Source organism: Pseudomonas chlororaphis (genome assembly GCA_001023535.1).
In the GTDB taxonomy this organism is placed as follows: Bacteria; Pseudomonadota; Gammaproteobacteria; order Pseudomonadales; family Pseudomonadaceae; genus Aquipseudomonas; species Aquipseudomonas chlororaphis_E.
In genome coordinates, this window is record CP011020.1 from 3,495,948 (window position 1) to 3,517,869 (window position 21,922).

The 21,922-nt window shown below is 62.8% G+C and carries 21 protein-coding genes; 3 read left to right on the forward strand and 18 right to left on the reverse strand.

From position 1 onward, the window contains the following. Nucleotides 1-191: 191 nt before the first annotated feature. The 18 genes from VM99_15505 to VM99_15590 form a co-directional block, all read right to left on the reverse strand. Nucleotides 192-1,340, reverse strand: coding sequence for a hypothetical protein (locus VM99_15505; GenBank protein ID AKJ99401.1), 1,149 nt, complete (start codon nt 1,338-1,340; stop codon nt 192-194). A 189-nt stretch (nt 1,341-1,529) separates the two neighbouring features. Continuing rightward, a complete protein-coding gene (locus VM99_15510; protein ID AKJ99402.1) occupies nt 1,530-1,784 on the reverse strand; it encodes a hypothetical protein in 255 nt (84 codons plus the stop codon). An 18-nt stretch (nt 1,785-1,802) separates the two neighbouring features. Next, entirely contained in the window at nt 1,803-2,894 is a 1,092-nt protein-coding gene (locus tag VM99_15515; protein AKJ99403.1) for an Invasion plasmid antigen IpaD, read from the reverse strand. 13 nt (nt 2,895-2,907) lie between these two features. Beyond that, entirely contained in the window at nt 2,908-3,960 is a 1,053-nt protein-coding gene (locus tag VM99_15520) for a cell invasion protein (protein ID AKJ99404.1), read from the reverse strand. A 28-nt stretch (nt 3,961-3,988) separates the two neighbouring features. Beyond that, nucleotides 3,989-5,749 carry a cell invasion protein SipB gene (locus tag VM99_15525; protein AKJ99405.1) on the reverse strand — a complete coding sequence of 587 codons (1,761 nt, stop codon included), beginning with the start codon at nt 5,747-5,749 and terminating at the stop codon, nt 3,989-3,991. A gap of 2 nt (nt 5,750-5,751) precedes the next feature. Further along, nucleotides 5,752-6,234 (reverse strand): chaperone protein SicA, encoded by a 483-nt coding sequence (locus tag VM99_15530; protein AKJ99406.1) that lies wholly within the window; start codon nt 6,232-6,234, stop codon nt 5,752-5,754. Nucleotides 6,235-6,521: 287 nt separating this feature from the next. After that, nucleotides 6,522-7,556: a type III secretion system protein SpaS gene (locus VM99_15535; protein ID AKJ99407.1), complete on the reverse strand. Its 1,035-nt coding sequence runs from the start codon at nt 7,554-7,556 to the stop codon at nt 6,522-6,524. After that, a complete protein-coding gene (locus VM99_15540; protein AKJ99408.1) occupies nt 7,531-8,334 on the reverse strand; it encodes a type III secretion system protein SpaR in 804 nt (267 codons plus the stop codon). Before VM99_15540 ends, VM99_15535 begins: the two co-directional genes overlap by 26 nt. A gap of 4 nt (nt 8,335-8,338) precedes the next feature. Then, the gene (locus VM99_15545; protein AKJ99409.1) at nt 8,339-8,593 is read right to left on the reverse strand and encodes a type III secretion system protein SpaQ; all 255 of its coding nucleotides are present in this window, start codon (nt 8,591-8,593) and stop codon (nt 8,339-8,341) included. A gap of 9 nt (nt 8,594-8,602) precedes the next feature. Beyond that, on the reverse strand, nt 8,603-9,262 hold the full coding sequence (locus tag VM99_15550; protein ID AKJ99410.1) for a type III secretion system protein: 660 nt from the start codon (nt 9,260-9,262) through the stop codon (nt 8,603-8,605). Next, nucleotides 9,255-10,178 carry a flagellar motor switch/type III secretory pathway protein gene (locus VM99_15555; GenBank protein AKJ99411.1) on the reverse strand — a complete coding sequence of 308 codons (924 nt, stop codon included), beginning with the start codon at nt 10,176-10,178 and terminating at the stop codon, nt 9,255-9,257. The genes VM99_15550 and VM99_15555 overlap by 8 nt, the downstream gene beginning before the upstream one ends. Then, nucleotides 10,175-10,996 carry a hypothetical protein gene (locus VM99_15560; GenBank protein ID AKJ99412.1) on the reverse strand — a complete coding sequence of 274 codons (822 nt, stop codon included), beginning with the start codon at nt 10,994-10,996 and terminating at the stop codon, nt 10,175-10,177. Before VM99_15560 ends, VM99_15555 begins: the two co-directional genes overlap by 4 nt. Next, complete coding sequence (locus tag VM99_15565) at nt 10,993-11,448, reverse strand: type III secretion protein (protein AKJ99413.1); 456 nt, start codon at nt 11,446-11,448, stop codon at nt 10,993-10,995. Before VM99_15565 ends, VM99_15560 begins: the two co-directional genes overlap by 4 nt. Beyond that, nucleotides 11,432-12,718, reverse strand: a complete 1,287-nt coding sequence (locus tag VM99_15570; GenBank protein ID AKJ99414.1) for an ATP synthase — start codon at nt 12,716-12,718, stop codon at nt 11,432-11,434. Before VM99_15570 ends, VM99_15565 begins: the two co-directional genes overlap by 17 nt. A 15-nt stretch (nt 12,719-12,733) precedes the next feature. Continuing rightward, on the reverse strand, nt 12,734-14,782 hold the full coding sequence (locus VM99_15575) for a type III secretion system protein InvA (protein AKJ99415.1): 2,049 nt from the start codon (nt 14,780-14,782) through the stop codon (nt 12,734-12,736). 23 nt (nt 14,783-14,805) lie between these two features. Then, the gene (locus VM99_15580; protein AKJ99416.1) at nt 14,806-15,912 is read right to left on the reverse strand and encodes a type III secretion regulator InvE; all 1,107 of its coding nucleotides are present in this window, start codon (nt 15,910-15,912) and stop codon (nt 14,806-14,808) included. Beyond that, complete coding sequence (locus VM99_15585) at nt 15,909-17,543, reverse strand: protein InvG (GenBank protein AKJ99417.1); 1,635 nt, start codon at nt 17,541-17,543, stop codon at nt 15,909-15,911. The genes VM99_15580 and VM99_15585 overlap by 4 nt, the downstream gene beginning before the upstream one ends. 4 nt (nt 17,544-17,547) lie before the next feature. Then, complete coding sequence (locus VM99_15590) at nt 17,548-18,279, reverse strand: transcriptional regulator (protein ID AKJ99418.1); 732 nt, start codon at nt 18,277-18,279, stop codon at nt 17,548-17,550. A gap of 225 nt (nt 18,280-18,504) precedes the next feature. On the opposite strand from VM99_15590, the gene VM99_15595 reads away from it, so the two are divergent. From VM99_15595 to VM99_15605, 3 genes are all read left to right on the forward strand, one after another. Further along, nucleotides 18,505-19,716, forward strand: coding sequence for a nitrate transporter (locus tag VM99_15595; GenBank protein ID AKJ99419.1), 1,212 nt, complete (start codon nt 18,505-18,507; stop codon nt 19,714-19,716). A gap of 14 nt (nt 19,717-19,730) precedes the next feature. Further along, a complete protein-coding gene (locus VM99_15600) occupies nt 19,731-20,306 on the forward strand; it encodes a histidine kinase (GenBank protein ID AKJ99420.1) in 576 nt (191 codons plus the stop codon). Nucleotides 20,307-20,709: 403 nt separating this feature from the next. Beyond that, nucleotides 20,710-21,921: an MFS transporter gene (locus VM99_15605; GenBank protein ID AKJ99421.1), complete on the forward strand. Its 1,212-nt coding sequence runs from the start codon at nt 20,710-20,712 to the stop codon at nt 21,919-21,921. Nucleotide 21,922 lies beyond the last annotated feature (1 nt).

The window sequence follows — 21,922 nt, forward strand, 5'->3', positions numbered from 1 at the left end:
TGGGCAGGCTCGGGATGGCGAGGTGCGTGACTATAGGAAGTTGACTCAGGCTAATCCGTAGGAAAAAACAACTTATGTCACAATGAAAACACGACCAGGCTTGTAGGATTATTCCACCAGCAGCAACAACCCAAAGCCAACCAACAAAAAACAACGAAGCACTTAAACTTCGACAACTGAAAAAAGTGAACTCAGTAATTCCTGAGTTGCGAATAGGGTTTAGCCTTGCCCGCCCCCAATGTAAGAATTTCGCTATTATCTTGCCAACCGTGACTTTTATAGAAATAAAAGCAGTCTTCGCCTTCCGCCGTCTGCTTATACATCATCTGCATCCCAACACCATTCAGCAGAAGACTCGACTCCAGCAGAACCTTCCTTGCATCATCAACGTTATCACACTTGAAAAAAGTAGTTACTCGCTCACTCAATTCCAACAAAAGCAAGGCAAAACCCCGATTATCATTGTATTGTCTAAAATCTGAAGTCGATGCATGAATCACTTTATTTCCGGCCACTGCCAAATCGACGATTGGCTCACGCAAATCCCATAGCACCCCATCGTAACCTTGAAATCCGTTACCCTCCACGAGAGCCCGAAGACTGTCCATTGCCCATTCGGGATATGTAGCATCAGCTTGCTTTAATGAAAAATCTTTATTGACATTCTCCCTCCCAAATAATTCAGTCGTTTTTATGCCAGGAGCAATATTAACATTCAGCATACCTCGCTGCTCCGCCTCTACCTTTAGATCTTTGAGCGCGTCATGCTTAAACGAACAGAAAATTATATCCTCCAGTGGAAATTTATCAGCCTGCCTAACTCCCTCACATACCAAATCCAATATTTCGGAGACCACTGTCGAATCTTTTATTTCAATATTCAACAAAATAGGTCGCTGCTCATATTTCGCCAATACATCATTAGCATTATTGACGAGCTCAGCCACTTCTAAAAACGTGGGCATAACCTCTCCATCGCGCCCTATCGACACCTCTCTCAACTGATCAATCGTTTTTTTACCGACTAGATATGAGTCTTTCGTCTCACCAAAAGGTAACTGAGCGCCCGTACGATCTGCTCCGTACTCATTGCGCCAAATTTCATCATCATGCGTAACAACAACAGTGCCATCCGCCGCTTTGAAGATATCAATTTCAATAGCGTCTGCGCCCTGCATGATGGCAGCCCTGATGCTAGAGATACTGTTTTCGGGAGGCAACTCCTTTGGAAAGGTGGAGCCAAACACACTCGTCGGACCTAGACCCCGATGGGCAACAAGCAATAGGTTATTCCCCGTACGCTCTCTAAGCAGGTCATTATTACCTCTAGACTGTAACATCTCCTGAATTTCCTGCTCGTTTAAATCAAGACGCGACTCACCCAGGGCTAGTGAACTAACTCCATCACAGACCGAAACCAGAGAAGAAATACCCGCACCAGCAGAAGCCTGACAAAACATAATAAACCTCAAGCACCAAAAACAACATCGACAAAACATTAAATCAACAAAACGACAATATTTAAATCATTACCTCCTCAACACGTCCTGCACAGTATTAATTATATCCATAACAGACCTCCACCTTGCCACCTGATCTGGAGGAACCTCTATATCAAACTCCTCACCAATCAGCACAACAATTTCTACCACCCCCATAGAGTCGACATTCAAGTCTTCAACTATTCTCAAGCAACTTTCCAACTTACACGACACACCCAAATACTCGGACAGTATATAAGCAACCTTAGCCTCAACAGAAATCTCAACGACCGACAAGCCCATCCACAGCACCTACACAAATTAAAAATTCAACATCGCCCGCAACATATCCGCAAACTGATTCAAATGCGCCGACAGCGTCTTGTTGAAGTTGTCGTGGTAGGCATTGGCGTTCGAATACTTCTGGGTCAACGATTGCAGCAGGTTCTTCATGCGTTCTTCCTGGGCGTTGAAGCCGGTCTGCCACTGGTTGTACTTGGCGGTGTCCCAGGTCACGGTGCCGCCGCTGGCGGGCAGGCCGCTCTTCATGAGGTTGAGCGGGTCGAGGTCGATGACCACGCACCAGGTGCCGTCACCGTTTGGCTTGAGACACCTGCCGGGCAGGCCCAGGGCCTTGAGCCATTTCTCGGCTTCGTCCTTGCTGGCGCCGCCTTCTCCGGGCTTTGGAAACAGCACCGAAGCCGGATTGGGGTGGCTGTATTTTTCGATCAGCCGGGTCAGTGCGGCGCGCAGGGCACCGGCATCGAGCTTGACGTCCTTGCCGTCGTTCGCGCCCTCGATCCAGTCCTTCATCTGCGCGGTGATCTCGGCGTTGAAGTCGGCGAAGAAGTCCGAATAGGCGGCGATGATGTGCTCGTAGCCGGCGAGGTAGCCGTTTTTGATCAGGTCGATCAGTTCGAGGAGCTTTTCGAAGAAATCGTTCGAGGAATTGATCGAGGCGTCCAGGGCCTCCGCGATCTCGATGGGTTTGTCCTTGTCCAGGTGCACCTTGAGATCGCGCAGGATTTCGCCTTGTTTGCTTTCGAGCTGGCGAAGCCGGGTTTCGTCCAGAGCACTCATGCAGCCGGTCATGGCCGCGCTGCACTGACGCAATTGCAAGCTCCACAACTGCGACCGTGTGCGCTTGGCGTGGATCTGTTCGAAGGCCTCTGCGAGATCCATCTTCGCCAAGCCTTCGGCCGCCAGGCTCTTCAAACGACCGATCGTGTCTGCCGAGCATTCGAGCATTCGTTGGAGGTGGCGATTGAGCGTCTTGAAAGAACGCTCCAATACGTCCACCGGTTGGAAGGCCGACTGACCCATCGCGCTCATTTCAGGCGGGGCCGGCGCGGGATCCGAATGATCGGCATAGGTCGCTTGCCGAGGCGTTTGGGTGACACCTTGTATGTCCATCTTATGAATGCCCTCAAGCGGTAACGGCACGCACGACGTCGGCGCGTGACTGGAAAAGCTGCATCACCATGTCCATCAGCTTCTGCAACAACGCGGCTTCGGCCGCGTCTTTCTGCGCGACTTCATCGGCCAGGCTCTTCTGGCTGTTCTGCGCGCTTTGCTGCAGCACTTCCTGCTCCCGGGCGGCGTGCTCGGTGAGGCGCACCACGTTGGCCACTACCTGGCTTAAGTTCATCGACATGGCGCCGAGGGCGCGGCCGATTTCCAGTTTTTTCTCGATGCCCTTGCTGCCCATCTGGCTCAGCCAGTCGGAGGTCTGGCCGACCTTCTGGGCCTTGAGGATCTCACCGTCGAACCAGGCCTGTTCCTGGGGCGTCAGGGTGGCGCCCTTGGGTTTGAAATCGACGGTGGTCGGACGGGCGAAATCATCCAGGGTATTGATCTTGTAGGTGGTTTTCGGGTCCCAGTCCTCCCGCTGGCGCTGCAGCTTGAGGTCGCGTTCGAGGTTGCCGGCGTCCAAGGCGTTGCGCCTGTGCAGGTCGATGTCGGCGTGCTTCAGCGCCTGCCCGTGAAGGGTCTTGACCATGGAAAAACCGGCGACGGCGCCGGACACCACGGCCGCGGTGATGGCGCTGTACAGCGCCGCCTGGCCGGACTCGACGATGGCCCTGCCCTGGGCCTTGGCCGCGTCGGACGCCATGACGGTGAAATGGCCGCGCAGTTGCGCGTTGGCGACGCGTGCGATGTTCAGCGCGATGATCGCGGCCACCAACACGTTGGCGTGCTTTTCCCAGGCACCGGGGTCGAAGATCAGTTCGTTGCGCGCGTCGTCGCTGAGCATCATCGAGGCCGCCATGAAATTTTGCCCATCCGCTTCGGTGGGCTGATAGGCGTTGATTCTGCGTTCGAGCTCAGTCGGCGCGATGAAGCTGTCGCGTTCGAGTACCTGACTGGCGGTGGCCGCGTCGAACACCGCGGAACCGGAGCGATACGTTTTGGACGGGTGCTCTGGGTTGGCATCGACCCGTGCAGGGGCGATCCCGCTCGTAGCGTAAGGATTGATCATCTCGGATACCTGTGGTCAGTGATTGATTTCAAACATGCCGAACCATGCTCAGGCTCACGGCATGGCTGCGTTGCAGGTCGGCGAAGACCTGCTCGATCTGTCGGGTCCTGTCGCGCATCGCTTGCCCGTAGTCCTCGACCACCTGGGTCAGGTACCGGCTGATTTCCTCGCTGATCGCCATGCGCACCCGCACGTCCGCCAGGTGCACGGCGGCCTGGGCCTGGTGCTTGCCGCTCTGGATCTGCAACCCGCCCTGCACCGCCACGCTGCCGAATTCGGTCAGGGCCTGGGCGATCTCCAGGTTCGCGGCATAACGGGCCAGCGTCACCGGATCGGCGCCGTGGGTGATGAAACCACGCAGTTGGCTCAGCGCCTGCGTCAGGGCGTTACCGACCGACGACGCCATCTGCTTCATGGCTTGCACGGCGGCGGGTGCTGCCTGGGCGGCCACGGAAGCGAGTTTCGAAGCGACGGCACTCACCATTGGCCCGATCACCTGCACGCCGACAATGGCGACCAGGGCCACCGCTGCCAGGGTCGAGATCACGCCCTGGATCATGCCGGCGATCTGCGCGATGTCCCGGGCCTTTTCGGGATCGACGCCGAAATCGATCAAGAGCTGGGTGTAGAGCTCGGTGAACCGCTTGATGGCTTCCTGCATCGCGTCGGTCAACGGTTTCATGGCCTCGGCCATGAACGACTTGCCGGTTTTTGCCTCTACCACCACATCGGCAAACATCACAACCATGCCAACCACCCCGACCACGATCAACGGCAAGTTGCCGGTCATGACCCCGGCAACGATAGTGACAGTGGCCACTAGCGCACCGATGATCTTGCCGATGCAGCCCATGGTTTTCTGGAGTGCCTCGGCCTTGCGGACTTCCTCCAGATATTTATCCGACTCACGCTTCATGTGCTCCTGAAGCTTGGCCTGCAATTCCTGGAACAGCTCCTGGCTGAGTTCCTCTTTGTTCTGCGCCGCCTCGCCCAGCAACTCGATGATCTTGAGGCGATTGAGCAACGCCAGCGCGCTGCTGCTGAGGGCTTTTTCATCCGTCTCTTGCGTGGCGGAGCCGCTCATGCCGGACACCACTACCCTAGCGACCAAACCGCTCAAGGTGTTGGCAAAGGCATTGGCGATGCCGATCAATTTCAGGTGGGCCTCGGTCGCCGCGCTAAAGGCTTGGGTGTGGCTCGCCAACTCGCCCTTGAGCTGATCATGGCGGCTCAGTTCTTCAGCGTACTCGGCGGACCCTGGGTCCAACTGCGCCAGCCGGGCTTCGCTTTCGGCCAGCAAGCCCTGCGCATGCACGAGCCGCTCATGCAATTGCTCGAGATGCTCCTGGCTGCTGCCGACCTGCCCTTCGGCCGCCGCCCAGGCCTGGAGTGCCGCGGCGTAATCGGCCGAGAGGCTTTCCAGCCCCTGCTGCCGGGCGCTCGCCATGCTCTGCAGCATCGCCAGGCGGTTCTTCAGTTTGTTGACGTCGACTTCACCGATCAGCTCGCTGATCATCGCCATCAACAAGGTGAACAGGTCGCCATTGGTCTCCTGCCTGTTGCCGTCGGCTCGCAGCGGCGGATGCAGCACGGGCCGGCCCAGGCTGGAGGTGGACGGGCCACCCTGGCCTTCGTAGCGCACCGACATCAGGTCCTCCAGCGCCTTCTGGCCCGCCTCGCGGTACTGCGTGGTCCTGGCGGCCTGGCTGGCGGCGGCGCCGTAGCGCTCAAAGGCCTCGGCGCGGTTCATCGTGACGCCCGGGTACGCGGGGCGGGTAATCTCACTCATGTTCAGTCCTCCGAACATTGCTGTTCCATGTGGGCCAAGGTGTCGAGATACACCTTGGCCTGCTCGCGCAGATCGTCTTGCGTGGCTTGCTCAAGCACATACTCGAAACACAACCGGGCCTTGCCAACCTTGCCCAGGGCCAAGTGACACTGGCCGGTGTAGAGCATTGGCCGGTAGTCGTCCTTGCCTTGGGCGAAGGCAATCGCATACAGGTCGATCGCTTTCTGGTGGTCTTGCTTGAGCTGGTGCACGGCCGCCAGTCCCATCCAGTAATGGCTGTTGTAGAAGTCGTAGATGCACAGGAAGTGGAAGAACTTCTGCGCATCGTCCAGGCGCCCCTGCTCGTAGAACTCGAAGGCGAAGGCATAGAGGCTGGCCATGTGTTCGTCACTGATGCCTTGCACGTCTTTCAACGCCGCGCCCGCGAGCACCGCATCGACGACCTCCAGGGCCACCTGCTCGTCTTGTTTGTTGTTGCGACTCATCGGCCCCACTCCTGAAAAAATGCCAGCGTCGCTGACGGGTGCATTGAGCCAAACCGCGGGTGGGGGGCGCTGCCAAATTGCGCTCATTGCGGTGAGTGCCTTCCCCTGGTCGGCAGAAATCTTTTGTGGCGAGGGGATTTATCCCCGCTGGGCTGCGCAGCAGCCCCAAAACGGCAAACTCAATTGACATGACGCACCGCGTTGTCTGGTTTAGGGCCGCTGCGCAGCCCAGCGGGGATAAATCCCCTCGCCACAGGGTTGTGCATGAGCCTGGGCGCACATCGGCCTCACGCCTGCTCCACCTGCTCCAGCCAGATCAGCAAGCGCAGCACTTGCTCCACTTCCTGCACCTGGAGAAAGCTGTAGCGCTGGTGGGTCTTGAAGATGCGCCGGGCCAGGGCCACGTCGTTGATCACCGGCACCCCGACCTCCTTGGCGTACGCCCGCACGGCCAGGGCGCGCTGGTTGGTTTCCATCAGGGAAATGAACGGCAGCAAGGTGATTTCCGGGCGGAAGTACACGCCAATGGCGATGTGGGTCGGGTTGGCGATGATCATGCGCGAGCTGCGCACGTCGGACTTGACCTGTTCCGACAGCAGTTCCATGTGCAGGTCGCGGCGGCGGCCCTTGATCTGCGGGTTGCCGTCCTGCTCCTTGTGTTCGCGCTTGACCGAGTCCTTGTCCATCATCTGGTCCTTCATGAACAGCCCGTACTCGCACAGCGCATCGAGCACGACGATCAACACGACACAGGCCAGGAACGCCAGCACCAGCACCAGCAACAAACGTCCCCAGATCGCGAACAGATCGGGGGCCTGGGCGAACAGTTGGGCAAATAGCAGCGGCCGTTGCGTGACCCAGACGACCCATAGCGCCAGGGCGAAACTGCCCAGGTACAAAAGCGCCTTCACGGTGTCCTTGACGGTGCGCAGGCTGAACAGCTTCTTGAAGCCATTGACCGGGTTCAACGCGCCAAAATTGAGTTTCAACGCTTCGCTGGCCAAGGCAAAACCGCTTTGCAGCAAGGCCGGCACGGCGCTGGTCAGCACGCACACCAGCAACAGCGGCAGCAACGCTTCCAGGCCCAGCAGCACCCACATCATCGAGTACGCTTGCAGGTCGGCGTCAAAGCCGCTGTCGATGATCCGCCGGTAGACCTCCATGACCTCGACCAGCGAGCTGTTGAAGACCAGGTAGCTGATGCCGCACAGGGTCAGGCAACTGATGACCAGGTCCTTGGCCTTGAACGTCTGGCCTTTGCGGGCCGCATCCCGGAGCCGCTTGGCCGTGGGTTTTTCAGTCTTCGAGGCGCTGGACGACATGCCCGCCCTCTTCAACATCCAGGTAGTCGGCCAGGCCTGCGGACGTGCTGCCCATGCGCAGCACTTCATCCGGCAGGTGCACGCCGAAGTACAGCATCAGCACCACCAGCGCCACCAGGCTCTTGACCGTCAGCGACACCGAGAACGCGTTCATCTGCGGCGCATAGCGCGAAAGCAAGCCAAGCAGGGCTTCGCTGACCAGCAACGCGGCCACCACCGGTGCACTGATCACCAGGGTCTTGCCCACCAGCATGTCCAGCAAGGCATGGATGGCCGGCAGGCTCATCGCGCAACCACTCGCCGGCGCGCACAGACGATAGCTCTGGGCAACGGTTTCAAGCATCAACAGCAGGCCGCCACCTTCGAGGTAGACCACCGCGGCGAACAACTGGAGAAAGTTCGCCAGCTCCGAGGTGTCCACGCCGTTGGCCGGGTCCACCGTGCTGCTGAGCATCGCGCCGCGCTGGTTGTCGATCAGGTTGCCCATGGCATGCAACACCCAGAACGGCCAGCACAATAGCCCGCCCAGTAGCACGCCAATGCTCGCCTCGCGCAGCATCAAACCAAGAAATGCCAGGCTATCGAGGGTGGGCACGGGAACGCCCACATAGGCCCAGAACCCCAGCGCCACCAGCACGATCACCGCCTGGCGCGGCACGCCGGTGAGCACACCGCTGTTGAGAAACGGCAGCATGAAGAACATCGGCGCCAGGCGCGCCACGCCCAGCAGCGCGGCGGCAAACCCGGCGTACAGCTCAAAGAACAAGGTCATCGACATCGGCCTAGTCCAACGCCAGGCGGATGACTTCGCGACTGAAATCCAGCAGGGTTTCGCCGTACCAGCCCGAGAGCAGGAACAGGCACGCGGCGACCGCCAACAACTTGAACCCGAACGGCAGGGTCTGCTCCTGCAACTGGGTCACGGTCTGGATCAACCCCACCACCAGGCCGACCACCGTGGCGACGATGATCGGCCAGGCCACCATCAACAGGATCAGGTACAGGGTCTTGTTACCGGCATAGACCAGGTCGTTCATCGTCCGCCCCTATGCCAGCAAGGTCAGGTATTGCTTGACCAGTCCGGTGGACAGCAGCGCCCAGCCATCGAGGGCGACAAACAGCACCAGTTTGATCGGCACCGAGATGATCACCGGGCTCATCATCATCATGCCCAGCGCCAGCAGGATGCTGGAGATCACCAGGTCGACGATCACGAACGGCAGGTACAGGTAGAAGCCGATCTTGAAGGCGCTTTTGATTTCACTCAGCGCATAGGCCGGCAGCAGCGAAAACAACGACGGCGCCAGGTCATCCTCGGCATACCGGTCCGCGTCGGCATCGACCTGACCCGCCTGGGCGCGCTCGAAGAACAGCGCCAGTTCCGGGTCGGTGTACCGACGCAAATAATCCTTGTAGCTGCCCAGGCCGTTCTCGGCGAAATTCACCACCGACTCGAGGTCGGTAAAGGCCACCGCCTCGTGCTTGTAATAGTCATGGCCCTGCTTCATCACCGGCGTCATGACGAAGATCGCCAGCATCAGCGCGATCGCATTCAGCGCCATGTTCGAAGGCACCTGCTGCAACCCTAGGGCGTTGCGCACGATGACGAAGACGATGGAGAACTTCAGGTAGCACGTGCCCGCCGCCACCAGGAACGGCAATAGCGAAGCGAACGCCAGCAGCGCGATCAGCGAAACGTCATTCATCGCTGCCGTCCCGATAGACCTTAAGCAGCTCGACGCCCAACTGCGCCTCCATTTGCACCAACTCCCCCACGGCCACGGGCCGGCCATTGGCGCGAATCTCGATGTGCCGCGCGGCATCGGCGGCCAGTGGGATCAGTTGCCCGTCGATGAACCGCGACAGTTGCGCCAAGTCGATGTCGTGGGTCGCGAGGACGAACTCCAGGCGCACCATCAGCGCGCTCGGATCGACGGCCGGGCCAGGTGACAGGGGGATCGGTGGATCGGCATCGGCCACGCTCGGTTGCATGTGTAAGCCCTCTTCGGTGAATGTGAAAACGCCCAGGCAACGGTTTGCCAGCAAACCGTGCTGAGTCCGCTCGGTGATGCGCAGGACATCGCCTTTGTGCAGGCGCCGAAGCCTTGCAGCGCGCAGCTCACTGACGCCCAACTGCAACAACAGGCGCATCGGCAATGACTTGAGCCAGGTGTCCGGCCCGAGGGGCTCGGTCACGCTGCCCGATGGCGGCAAGCGCGTGACCCACACGCGCCCGCGAGGCGTGTCCAACCAGGGCACGTCGTGCGTCGGAGACCACGCTCTTTCAATGCCTTCGATATCCGTCAGCCGGCTGTAGCGCAGCTCATCCACCGCCAACGGCAAGGGCCGAGGCACCGCACGGAACAAAGCGACGATGCTCGACAACGGGCTCTGCCGCCCCACCCACGACGGCGAGCTCGGCAACGCTCGATGCAGCCAGTCATGGGCCAGGATCAGCCCGTGCCAGTCCCCGCCGTCGCCCTGCGCGCGAAACTGGATGAGGCCCGAGCGGTCAGGCACCCGGCCCAACCCAGCCGCCCGACCGGCCCGGCGCCAACGCTCGATCGCTTGCGTGCAGGCGTGCAGGCGGGAATCGACCCGCCGCAGTTTCAAAGCCCTCACGCTGGACGTTCCGGCGCTTCATCCTGATCGTCATCCGGCGTCTGCTGCGACCCCTGGCGCGGTTGTTCGCCGTCACTGTCGGTCAATCGCCAGGCCGGCTCCCGCGCCTGGGCGAAAGGCTCCTTGAGTTGCTCCAGGACCAAGGCATTGCTGGGGCTGAGCATCAGGCGAGCGGACTCATCCGGCAGCCGATGGATCGTCACCTGGCCGCTGGCCGCACCGTTGTTGAACGGCACCTGCAGTAATCCCGGCGAGGTCATCCCCCCTGCGTCCGGCGCTGTCGGCATGACCACGGGAGCAAGCGGCGCCGGGGTGGCGCCGGGCACAAGGCGGACAACCTGCGAATTCGGTGCGGACATGCGCAGCGCTTGCTCGACAGCCGCGAACGGCTCGGCCGGCGCCGGCTCCATCGGTGCCGCCTGCATGGGTAGATTCGTGTACTCAACGGCCATTTCCAGCCGTGACGACACCGCCACTGACATCGCCTCGGACAACGGGCTCGCCTGTGGCAAAGGCTTCGCGGTCACGCTTCGCTCATGCACGACATCTCTCGCGACCGTGCCGCTCAGCGACGCGTCGCGGTGCTGGACGGCGTCGCCCTCCTGAACGATAGGCATCGCATGCCGAGCCAACCCCCGACCGCTGTCCAACTGCCGTCGGGGAAAACCCGGCAACGCCGCCAGTAGGTCCAGCACCCCCTGGGGCAAGTCCTCTTCCTGCACCGGGACGAGCATGTCCTGCCGCTCGTCCAGTCGCCCTTCGCCAACGGGCTCCAACGTTTGCACCGGCCGAGCGGGCGCCCCGACAATCTGATTCATCGCCTCATCCCCGTCATGTCTTCCTGCTCCCGTTCTTCCTGGCGTATCTGCGCCAGCCGTTGCCGGCGGCGTTGCTGCTCGACCGCACCCTGAAGCTGAAGGTGCTTGCGCTGCAACGAACGCAGGCACTCGCGCTGGGTTTGCACCTGTTGCTCAACCGCCCCGCACTGCTGGTCGACGCGGTCACGCTCGACTCGCAGCAGATCGATCCGTCGCCGGATGACGGCCTGGGTACGCAGCAGCGCCAACAGTTGCCCGTGATCCAGCACGCAGTCATTCGCGCGGTGGCTGGCCAACAGCTCAAGCAGCGCCGCCTCTTGCGTCTCGAAGTCGCGCCGTTCCTGCAACAGCGGCTGCAATTGCCGTTGGACGCGCAGCAGCGCGTGCTCACCGCGCTGTTGGCGCCACTGACTGAGGGCCAGCAGGCGGCGCCCATCAAGCGAGGATGTCATGCAGGCGGCGCAGGGTTTCATCGGGCTCGCAGCGCTCATCCGTGGGCTGGCGCAGCCACTGCTCGAGGGCGTCGCGGCATTGCATCGCCCGGTCGTTGGCCGCATCCGCCCCTGGGCTGTACTCGCCCATGTCGACAAACACCTGCAACTGTTCGAGACGGGCCAGCGTGTCCCGGGCAGACGCGGCCAATTGCCGAGCCTGCGGCGTGGTGACTTGTGTCGCCACGCGGCTGACGCTGCGCAAAACGTCGATGGCCGGGTAATGCCCCTTGGCCGCCAGCGCACGGCTGAGGTAGACGTGGCCGTCAAGGATCGAGCGAATCTCCTCGGCGATCGGGTCCGGTTCGTCATCGCTTTCCAGCAGCACCGTGTACCACGCGGTGATGCTGCCGCCAGCGGTCACGCCGGGGCGTTCCAGCAGGCGCGGCAAGGCATCGAACACCGAGGCCGGAAAACCGCGCCGCGCCGGCGCTTCACCGGCCGCCAGGGCCAGGTCGCGGCGCGCGCGGGCGTAGCGGGTCAGTGAATCGAGCAACAACACCACGCGCCGGCCCTGGTCACGAAAGTACTCGGCGATGGTGGTGGCCTGCAGCGCCGAGTTGCAACGATCCACCGAGGAAAAATCCGAGGTGGCGTACACCACCACGCAGCGCGAACGCTGGGGCGACTGGCGCAGGTGCGCGATGAACTCGGTCACCTCCCGCCCACGCTCGCCGATCAGGCCGATCACGAAGACCTCGGCATCGGTGTGCGCGATCAGCATGTTGATCAAGGTGGTCTTGCCGGACCCGGCCGCGGCGAAGATGCCAAGGCGCTGGCCGACGCCGCAGGTCAGCAGGCCGTCGATGGCGCGAATGCCGGTGGGCAACGGCTGCGCCACCGGGCGCCGCTGCTGGTACGACGGCGGGTCGGCGTCCACCGGGCAGTCCCGTTGCGCCACGGCCGTCGACGGTGCCAGGCGCTCGACGATGCGGCCCTGGGGATCGACCACACTGCCGAGCAAGGCATCGCTGCAGGTCAATTGCAAGGTGGCGCCAGTGGGCACGATCATCGACTCCCGGGACAGGCCTTTCGCCTCGCCCAGCAGGCTGAGCAGCACGGCGCCGGGCTTGAAGCCGATGACCTGCGCCCGGGCCGCCACCTCGGGCGAGCGCCAGTGCCGACGCACTTCACAGACCTCCCCCACCACCACCTCGCCCAGCGCCGCCTCGATCAGCGGGCCGCTCAGGCGCAGGGGATGGGCGGCGTGTCGTTCCAGGCGCAGGTTCATTGACGAACGATCTCCCTACAGCGTCTTGATGACATTGACCGAAACGGTCTCGGAGATTTCGCCGAACGACATGACGTCCAGCTCCCGAAAGCGGCCCTCGATCAGTTTCTTGATGTAGCGCCGCACATCCACCGAGCACAGCAGCACCAGGTCTTTGTGGGCGATGTGCAGGCTGTCCAGGCCAACACTGAGGCGGTCCATCAGCTCTTCCGATTCGGCCGGCTCGAGGTTGAGGAAGCTGCCGCCGGAGGTTTGCCGGATGCCTCGGCGCACTCCCTCTTCGAACTCCGGCGACAACAGCAGCACGCGCAAGTCGTTGCCCTGGGCGAACTTGTTGCTGATGTAGCGGGCCATGGCCCCGCGCACGTGTTCCACCAGCGCCAACACGTCTTTTTCCCGGGAGGCCCAGTGTGCGAGCGATTCAAGGACAAGCTTCATGTTGCGCACGGAAATGCGCTCGCCGATCAGGCGCTGCAGCACTTCGGCGATCTTCTGCACGGTGACGTGGCGATACACTTCCTTGAGCAGGTCGGGATAGCGGCTTTCCATTTCGTCGAGCAGTTGCTTGGTTTCCTGCACACCGAAAAACTCGCGGATGTTGCGCGCCAGCAACGTGACCAGGCAGCGATAGCATTCCTCGTCCGCCGGGCGCAGGTGATAGCCCAGTTGCTGCACCCGCTCGCGGTCGGCCGCGCCAACCCAGACCCCGCCCTGGCGATTGCTGTCGTTGCCGCGCACCAGGGCGAACCCCAGGGGCTCAAGCTCGGGCGAATAGTCCAGCAGGCGCCAGTGGTCGAAGTGAATGTCGAATTGTTCGGCGCGCACCTCATTGATCAGCACCGCCACTTGATGCGCCGGCAGCGCTTCGCTGGCCCGCAGCCGGGGTTCGGGAATGCGCAAGCCGTAGTCGACGAAGAACTGGCTGCGAAAGCGCGCGGCCCACCGCTGCTTTTCCAGCGCCGGCAAACGTGCGGCGGGCACCAGCAGCATCAGTGCGACGGTCTCCGTGGCGATGTGGTCGACGTCTTCGAGCAAGCCAGAATCGGCCTGCGGCGCGTCCTGGCCGGCGGGTTCGGCGCGCTGTTCGGCCGAGCCCTGGCGCCAGGCCTTGCGCTGGCGCACGAACACCACCAGCCCGAGCGCGCTGGCGATGGCCAGGAAGGTCAGCAAGGGAAAACCCGGCAGCAGGCCGACGCCAACCGCCAGCAACGCGGTGACACCGAGCACGAACGGGTTGCCGAGCATCTGGCTGAGCATGTTGCGACCCAGGTTGCTGTCGTCACCGTTGACCCGAGTGACGATGAACCCGGCGCCGATGGCGATCAGCAGCGCGGGAATCTGCGCCACCAGGCCATCGCCGATGGTCAACAGGGTGTAGGTCGACAGGGCCATGGACATGTCCATGCCCAATTGCCCGACACCAATGGCCATGCCGCCGATGAAGTTGACGAAGATAATGATGATGCCGGCGATGGCATCGCCCTTGATGAACTTCATCGCGCCGTCGAAGGAGCCGTACAACTGGCTTTCACGCTCCAGCACGCTGCGTTTTTCCCGGGCCTGGGCGGCATCGATGGCGCCGGCCTTGAGGTCACCGTCGATGCTCATCTGCTTGCCCGGCATGCCGTCCAGGGAGAAGCGTGCGGCCACCTCGGCCACCCGCTCCGAGCCCTTGGTGATGACGATGAACTGGACAATGGTGACGATGGAAAAAATCACGAAGCCCACCACCAGGCTTTCACCGATCACGAAGTCACCGAACGAGGCGATGATCTCGCCGGCGTCGGCCTGGCTCAGGATCAGCCGGCTGGTGCTGATCGACAATGCCAGGCGGAACAACGTCGTCAGCAACAGCAATGCCGGGAACGTCGAGTAGCTGAGGATGCGCTCGATGTAGAACGAGCCCATGAACACCAGCAGCGAAATGACGATGTTCAGGCCGATCAGCGCGTCCACCAGCACCGTGGGCAACGGGATGATCAGCATGGCGATGATCATCACCATCAGGCTCAGGATCAGCAGTTCCGGGCGCGCGCTGACGTTGCGCAAAAACACATTAAGCATTCAGGCCAGGCTCCGGGACGGCATCACGGGCAACCGCCGGCGCGGCGCTGTTCGAGGCATTCATGGGCATAGGCGACATCGGCCAGGCGGGTGAACTGTTGGGCCAGGCGCACCGGCGCGTCTTCATCGACGAACAACGACGGCGGCAAGCGCAGGCTGAGCCGGCGCACGGTCTGCAACAGCGCCGAACGGTCACGGTGGGAACTGAGCAGCACCGGCTCGCCCACCGCACCGAGCAGCCATTGGTCGAGGTCATCGGGGTAGGCCAGCACGCCGAACAGGAACACCAGCCAGTCGGCCTCATCGGCGTTGTGCCGGCAGACGAGTGCATCGCCCAGCAACGCGTCGATGAACAGCCCGTCGGTCGAGCGCAGGTGCTTGAGGTCGGTCAGTCGTCCCAGCAGTTGCCCGAACTCGGCGTGGGAACAACTGGGGTCCTGGGCGCTGATGTCGGTGAGCAACGCGGCCTCGATGAAGGCCAGCACGTTCATGCGCTGCGACGGTCCGTACAGGGCGATCCAATCCTGGTAGGCATTGAGCGGGCCGTCGTCGGATTCGAGAAAGTCGCGGTAGGTTTCCCGCAGCAGGCCGGCCCGCACCGCCATGCTCGCGCCGAACATCCGCGCCTTGAGCGCCGCGTTGATCCCGGCGTTCATGCGCTTGGGCGAGCCTTGGGCAACCACCGTCTGCAACAGCGTTTCGAGGCGCTGGCGGGTCGGACTTTGCAGGTTGTGTCGGCGCAACAACGCCCGCAGCACCAGGGCCAGGTCGCTGTCGTCGGGGAACAGTTGCCGCGCCATGTCCAGCAGCCAGGCCACCGGTTTGTCCGCCAGCCGCGCCAGGCTCAGCACCTGCCGCGCCTTGGGCACGGTGTCGTCCTCCAGCACGCGTTCGAAGGTGTCGGTCGGCGTTTCGGACTTGAGCTCGAACAAGCGCCGGCCACGGAATTGGGTGAGCGCCGCCGACAGCTCGTCGCTGATCTGCACCATGCGCTGCGCCACCGCCGCCGTGGCGCTGTCGTCCGCGTCCGCCCAGGCGTCGACCGACGGCTGCGGATGCTCGGCGGCCTTCTCGCTGTTCAGGCGGGCCTGGGCGGAGCGTCCGCCCATGGAAACCGGCGGCAGGCTCATGGTTGCGACAGCCTGAAGTAAGAACGCCGCAAGCGCTCGTGCTGCTCCGGGGTGAGCAATGGGCCGCCCGGCTCGCTCGTGTCAGGTTCAAGGGCCTGGCGAATTTCCTGGGGTTGGATCAGGAACACCCGCACGGTGTTGGCCGAGCGGCTCTGGCGATAGCTGAACAACCTGCCGAGCCACGGGATCGAGCCCAACACCGGGACCCGGCCGATCTGCTCGCCGTGGTCGTCACGGGTAAAGCCACCCACCAGCAGGCTCTTGCCCTGGGGCACCCGCGCCACCGTGTTGATGCGGGTACGGCCCACCGTCGGCAACGCGCCCTGGCGCTCGTCCTGGGCTGGGCGCTCGACCTCGTTGCCGTCCTCGATGTTGAGCGACATCTCGATCTCGTCGGCCTGGGCGAAGCGCGGCAGTACGCTGACCAGGGTGCCGTAGGTCACGTGTTGCAGGTCGACGCTGCGCTCCCCCACCAGCGGCGCATAGAAGGTACGGTTGTTGTCGAAGATCGCCGGGACGTTTTCCTGGGTCAGGATCACCGGGCGCGACACGACGTTGGCCCGCTGGGTGCGCTCCAGGGCCAGTACGCGGGTGACGAACGACGCACCGTCGAGGGTGGTCGCCGAACCGGCGTTGAGCGAGGCGCTGAACGTACCGCCGGATTTCACCGCGCCTTGCCAGTTGATACCCAGTTGGTTGAGTTCATCCTTGTGCAGGTCGATGATCCACAACGACAGCTCGACGTGGCGCTTGGGTGTGTCCAGCGCGTTCACCAGGTTCTCGATAAAGCGCACCTGTTCCGGCAGCCCCTTGACCAGCAGGCTGTTGGTGTCCGGGTAGGCCACCACGCGAATGTTGCCGGCGGCCACTTCCCGCGCGAGGATGCGCGGCGCGGTGGGGTCGTGTTCCGAGGCCGTGTTCGCCAGGCCTTCGAGGGGAAACACCGGCATCATCGCCCGCGACCGCGGCCCGGGCGCCTGGGCCACCGTGGGCTCGACCGGCTGCGGCTCACCGCGCAACAACGCCTCGATCACGCTGGCCAACCCCGGCAGCGTCACCTTGTCATCGCGCAATTCGTACTGGCGATCGCTGACGAAGGTATTGCGCACCTGGATCACGCCGATCTGCTGCTTGCCCAACAACAGCTCCGAACGCTGGTTGTCCATCAACTGCGCGGCCTGTAGCACCAGGTCGACGTAGATCGGCGGCCCGGACACGTGAAAGGTGCGCAGGCCATCGTTACGCAACGGGTAGCGTGGGTCGTGCAGCCCGGATTGCTTGAGAAACGCCAGCAGCTTGGCCACCGTCAGCGTCTGCAACGAGGCCATCGAGCTTTTGATTTCCGAGCCGTCGTACAGGTAGATCGCCTGACCGTCGCTGTACCAGATCAGGCCCATTTGCGCGCTGATGCGCTCGAACGTCTGCTGTGGCGTACGCAAGTCGAAGGTGCCGCCCACCCGCTTGGCCGCCGCCACCTTGCTGACGATGACAGGCTTGCCGAGCACGCCTGACAGCTCGCTGAAAAACGTTCGTGCGCTCTGCTCGCGAGCTTCGAAGCTGTAGACGTCGGCCCGAGCCGCGAGGGGTGCGAGCAGCAGGAGCAAGGACAGGGACAACGCGCGACGGCTCATCGGTTCACTTGCCCGGCAGGTAGGTGATGTCGGCCAGGCTGCTGGGGGCGAACCCCACCAGCTCGCGCACTTCTTTGGAGAAATGCGAGGAAGAGGCAAAGCCGAACGCCAGCGCGACGTCGGTCAGCGAACCGTTGCCCAGGCTCATGTCCAACAACGCCTGGGCCGTGCGCCACCCGCGCAAGGCCGGTTTGGCCGCGCTGCCCAGGGCCTGCCGGCAGAGCCGGCGAAAGTGCGAGACCGACACCCCGTAGCGCTGCGCGAGGGTGTTGAGCTTTTCGCTGCGGGTGCCTTGCTCCAACAAAAAACGCACCAGGCCGTAGCTTTCATGCTGGCGCAACAACGGTGCAACGGCGTGATAACCCGGGGTGCCACCCAGCGCCTGTTCAATGAACCAGCGCTCGAGCCGCGCCGGAGTCCGCACGACGTCATCCGCCACCGGCAACAAGGCCCATGGCGCGACCTCGGTTCTTTTCGCGGCGAAGGCATCGCTCATGTCGAAGAACGCCTGCAACTTCACCAGCGGCGCCGGGCAGACCGGCAGCACGTGCAATTGGTCACCGGAAAACCGCAACGGGTCGCGCAGCACCACCAGCCCTTGCCAACCGCTCGGCAGGGCCTGCCGCTGCCCGCCCCCTGCGCTGTCCAGCGCCACCGCGCCCTGGACGACCCGCAGGTGCACCACCCGCTCGCGCGGGTCAGTCAATACCGTGGAGCGAGATGATGTGTCCTGCACCGGTGTCTCCTCTGCAACGTGGCGAATGGAAGGAGCGACAGGATGAAAGGCGCGGCGCCTGAAATCTTGATGCAAAGATGATGAGCACCGGGCTGGCATATGCCTTGCACCCTTTTCGTTCATCGGTGCCCATGCCGTTGCCGGGATGAGTGCCACACGGTTTTGAGGACAAGGGCGCCGTCATCCAGCCGGATGGCGGCGCTTTCATGTGGAAGGTGATGCGCGATGAATGAAGTTCCAGCCAACCCCCTGGCCTGGGTCAATGGCAGCGATGCCCCGGAAAAGAGCGCGGTCAATCTTGGCTTCATGGCCCTGAGCGACTGCGCCCCCCTGGTGGTGGCCGCCACCCAGGGGTTCGCCCAGCCCTACGGCCTGACCCTGAACCTCAAGCGCCAGGCATCCTGGGCCAACCTGCGGGACAAGCTGGTCAGTGGTGAAATCGACGCCGCCCACAGCTTGTACGGCCTGGTCTACGCGGTGCACTTGGGCATCGGCGGCGTGGCGCCCACCGACATGGCCGTGCTGATGGGGCTGAACCAGAACGGCCAGAGCATCAACCTGTCCCACGGCTTGCAGGCCCAGGGCGTGACCAGTCCTGAGGCACTGGAACGGCATGTGCACCAATCTCGCCCGAAACTGACCTTCGCCCAGACGTTTCCCACCGGCACCCATGCCATGTGGCTCTATTACTGGCTGGCGGCCCAGGGCATCCACCCCTTGACCGACGTCGACAGCGTGGTGGTGCCGCCGCCCCAGATGATCGCCCACTTGCAGGCCGGGCGGATCGACGGCTTCTGCGTCGGCGAGCCCTGGTGCGCCAGCGCGGTGAAGCAGAACCTGGGGTTCACCCTGGCAACCACCCAGACCATCTGGCCCGACCACCCGGAAAAAGTCCTGGGCTGCACCCGCGCGTTCGTCGAGCAGTACCCCAACACCGCCCGGGCCCTGGTGATGGCGATCCTCGAGGCCAGCCGCTTCATCGAGCAGAGCAGCGAGAACCGCCGCAGCACCGCACAACTGTTGAGTGCGCCGCAATACCTCGACGCCCCGCTGGACTGCATCGAACCGCGCTTGCTGGGGATCTATGCCGACGGCCTGGGCAACAGCTGGCAGGATCCTCACGCCATGCGCTTCCATGCGGGCGGCGCGGTGAACCTGCCGTACCTGTCCGACGGCATGTGGTTCATGACCCAATTCCGCCGCTGGGGCTTGCTGCGCGAGGACCCGGACTACCTGGACGTGGCGCGGCAAGTCCAGCAACTCACGCTGTACCGTGAAGCCTGCGCGGCGCTGGACATCCCCGCCCCGCTGCCGGACATGCGCAGCAGCCTGTTGATCGACGGCACCACCTGGGACGGCACGGACCCGGCCGGGTATGCCAAAAGCTTCAAGCTGCACGCCTTGAGCGATGCCACCGCCCTTTTCGCCAGTCGCTGACAGGAGCCTTCCACATGCTGCGTATCCTGCTGATCAATGACACCGCGAAAAAAGTCGGGCGCCTGAAAGCGGCCCTGATTGAAGCCGGGTTCGAGGTGATCGACGAATCCGGCCTGACCATCGATTTGCCCGCACGCGTCGAAACGGTGCGTCCGGACGTGATTCTGATCGATACCGAGTCACCCGGACGCGATGTGATGGAGCAAGTGGTGCTGGTCAGTCGCGACCAGCCACGACCGATCGTCATGTTCACCGACGAGCACGACCCTGATGTGATGCGCCAGGCCATCAAGTCGGGGGTCAGCGCCTACATCGTCGAAGGCATCCACGCCGCGCGCCTGCAACCGATCCTCGACGTGGCCATGGCCCGCTTCGAAAGCGACCAGGCCCTGCGCGCCCAACTGCTGGCCCGCGACCAGCAACTGGCCGAACGCAAGCGCATCGAACTGGCCAAGGGCATGCTGATGAAGATGAAGGATTGCAACGAAGAACAGGCCTACACCCTGATGCGCCGCCAGGCCATGAGCCGCCAGCAGAAGCTGATCCAGGTGGCCGAGCAGATCATTGCCATGAACGAACTGCTCGGCTGAACGCCCCGCGGCGCCTGGCCTGGCGCCTTCGCGAGCAAGCTCGCTCCCACATGGGCTCTAGGGTGAACACTGCCTTTGTGAACACCCCAAGTCACCTGTGGGAGCGGGCTTTAGGGTGAACACTGCCTTTGTGAGCCCCCCAAGTTACCTGTGGGAGCGAGCTTGCTCGCGATAGCCCTCACAGGTTGGCACAGATCTCGCTTAAGCAACCTCACAGGTAACCAACGGCGGTTGCCCCACCTACGACAAAGACGTCGCACACCCTTTTCGCCTGGCTTGGCGACTCGGGTTGCGGCGTTTTTTTGCTTTGGCCCCAACGTCCGGGGTCGGTGGGGGTCGCCGTTGTGGCGCACCACCTCGAAGCACTGACTCATTTTCGAGACTTTAACCGCTGAGGTGCGCGATGAATTCAAGCTTCTGGAAATCCGGCCACACCCCGACCCTGTTCGCGGCCTTCCTGTATTTCGACCTGAGTTTCATGGTCTGGTACCTGCTCGGCCCATTGGCGGTGCAGATCTCGACCGACCTGCACCTGACCACTCAGCAACGCGGCCTGATGGTCGCTACGCCGATCCTGGCCGGCGCGGTGCTGCGCCTGTTCATGGGCCTTCTGGCCGATCGGATTTCGCCAAAGACTGCCGGCATGGTGGGTCAAGTGATCGTAATCAGCGCATTGTTCTGCGCCTGGAAGCTGGGCATCCACAGCTATGAACAAGCCCTGCTGCTGGGCCTGTTCCTGGGGGTGGCCGGGGCTTCGTTCGCCGTGGCCCTGCCGTTGGCCTCGCAGTGGTATCCGCCCCAGCACCAAGGCAAGGCGATGGGCATCGCCGGTGCCGGTAACTCGGGCACCGTGCTCGCCGCGTTGATCGCGCCGATCATGGCCGTGACGTTCGGTTGGACCAACGTGTTCGGTTTCGCCCTCATCCCCCTGGCGCTGACCCTGGTCCTCTTCGCCTGGCTGGCCAAGAACGCTCCCGAGCGCCCCAAAGCCAAATCCATGGCCGATTACCTCAAGGCCCTGGGCGACCGTGACAGCTGGTGGTTCATGTTCTTCTACAGCGTGACCTTCGGCGGCTTCATCGGCCTGGCCAGCGCCCTGCCCGGCTACTTCAACGACCAGTATGGCCTGAGCCCGGTGACGGCCGGCTACTACACCGCCGCCTGCGTCTTTGGCGGCAGCCTGATGCGGCCCTTGGGCGGCGCCCTGGCCGACCGTTTCGGCGGCATCCGCACCTTGCTGGGCATGTACACCGTCGCGGCCATCTGCATTGCCGCGGTGGGCTTCAACCTGCCGAACTCCTACGCCGCCCTGGCCCTGTTCGTCTGCACCATGCTCGGCCTGGGTGCGGGCAACGGCGCGGTGTTCCAACTGGTGCCGCAACGCTTCCGTCGCGAGATCGGCGTGATGACCGGGCTGATCGGCATGGCCGGCGGCATCGGCGGTTTCGCCCTGGCGGCGGGCATGGGTGCGATCAAGCAGAGCACCGGCAGCTACCAGATGGCGCTGTGGTTGTTCGCCAGCCTCGGCGTCCTGGCCTGGTTCGGCCTGTACGGCGTCAAGCGTCGCTGGAGAACCACCTGGGGTTCGGCTGCCGTCACCGCCGCCCGGGTGTAAG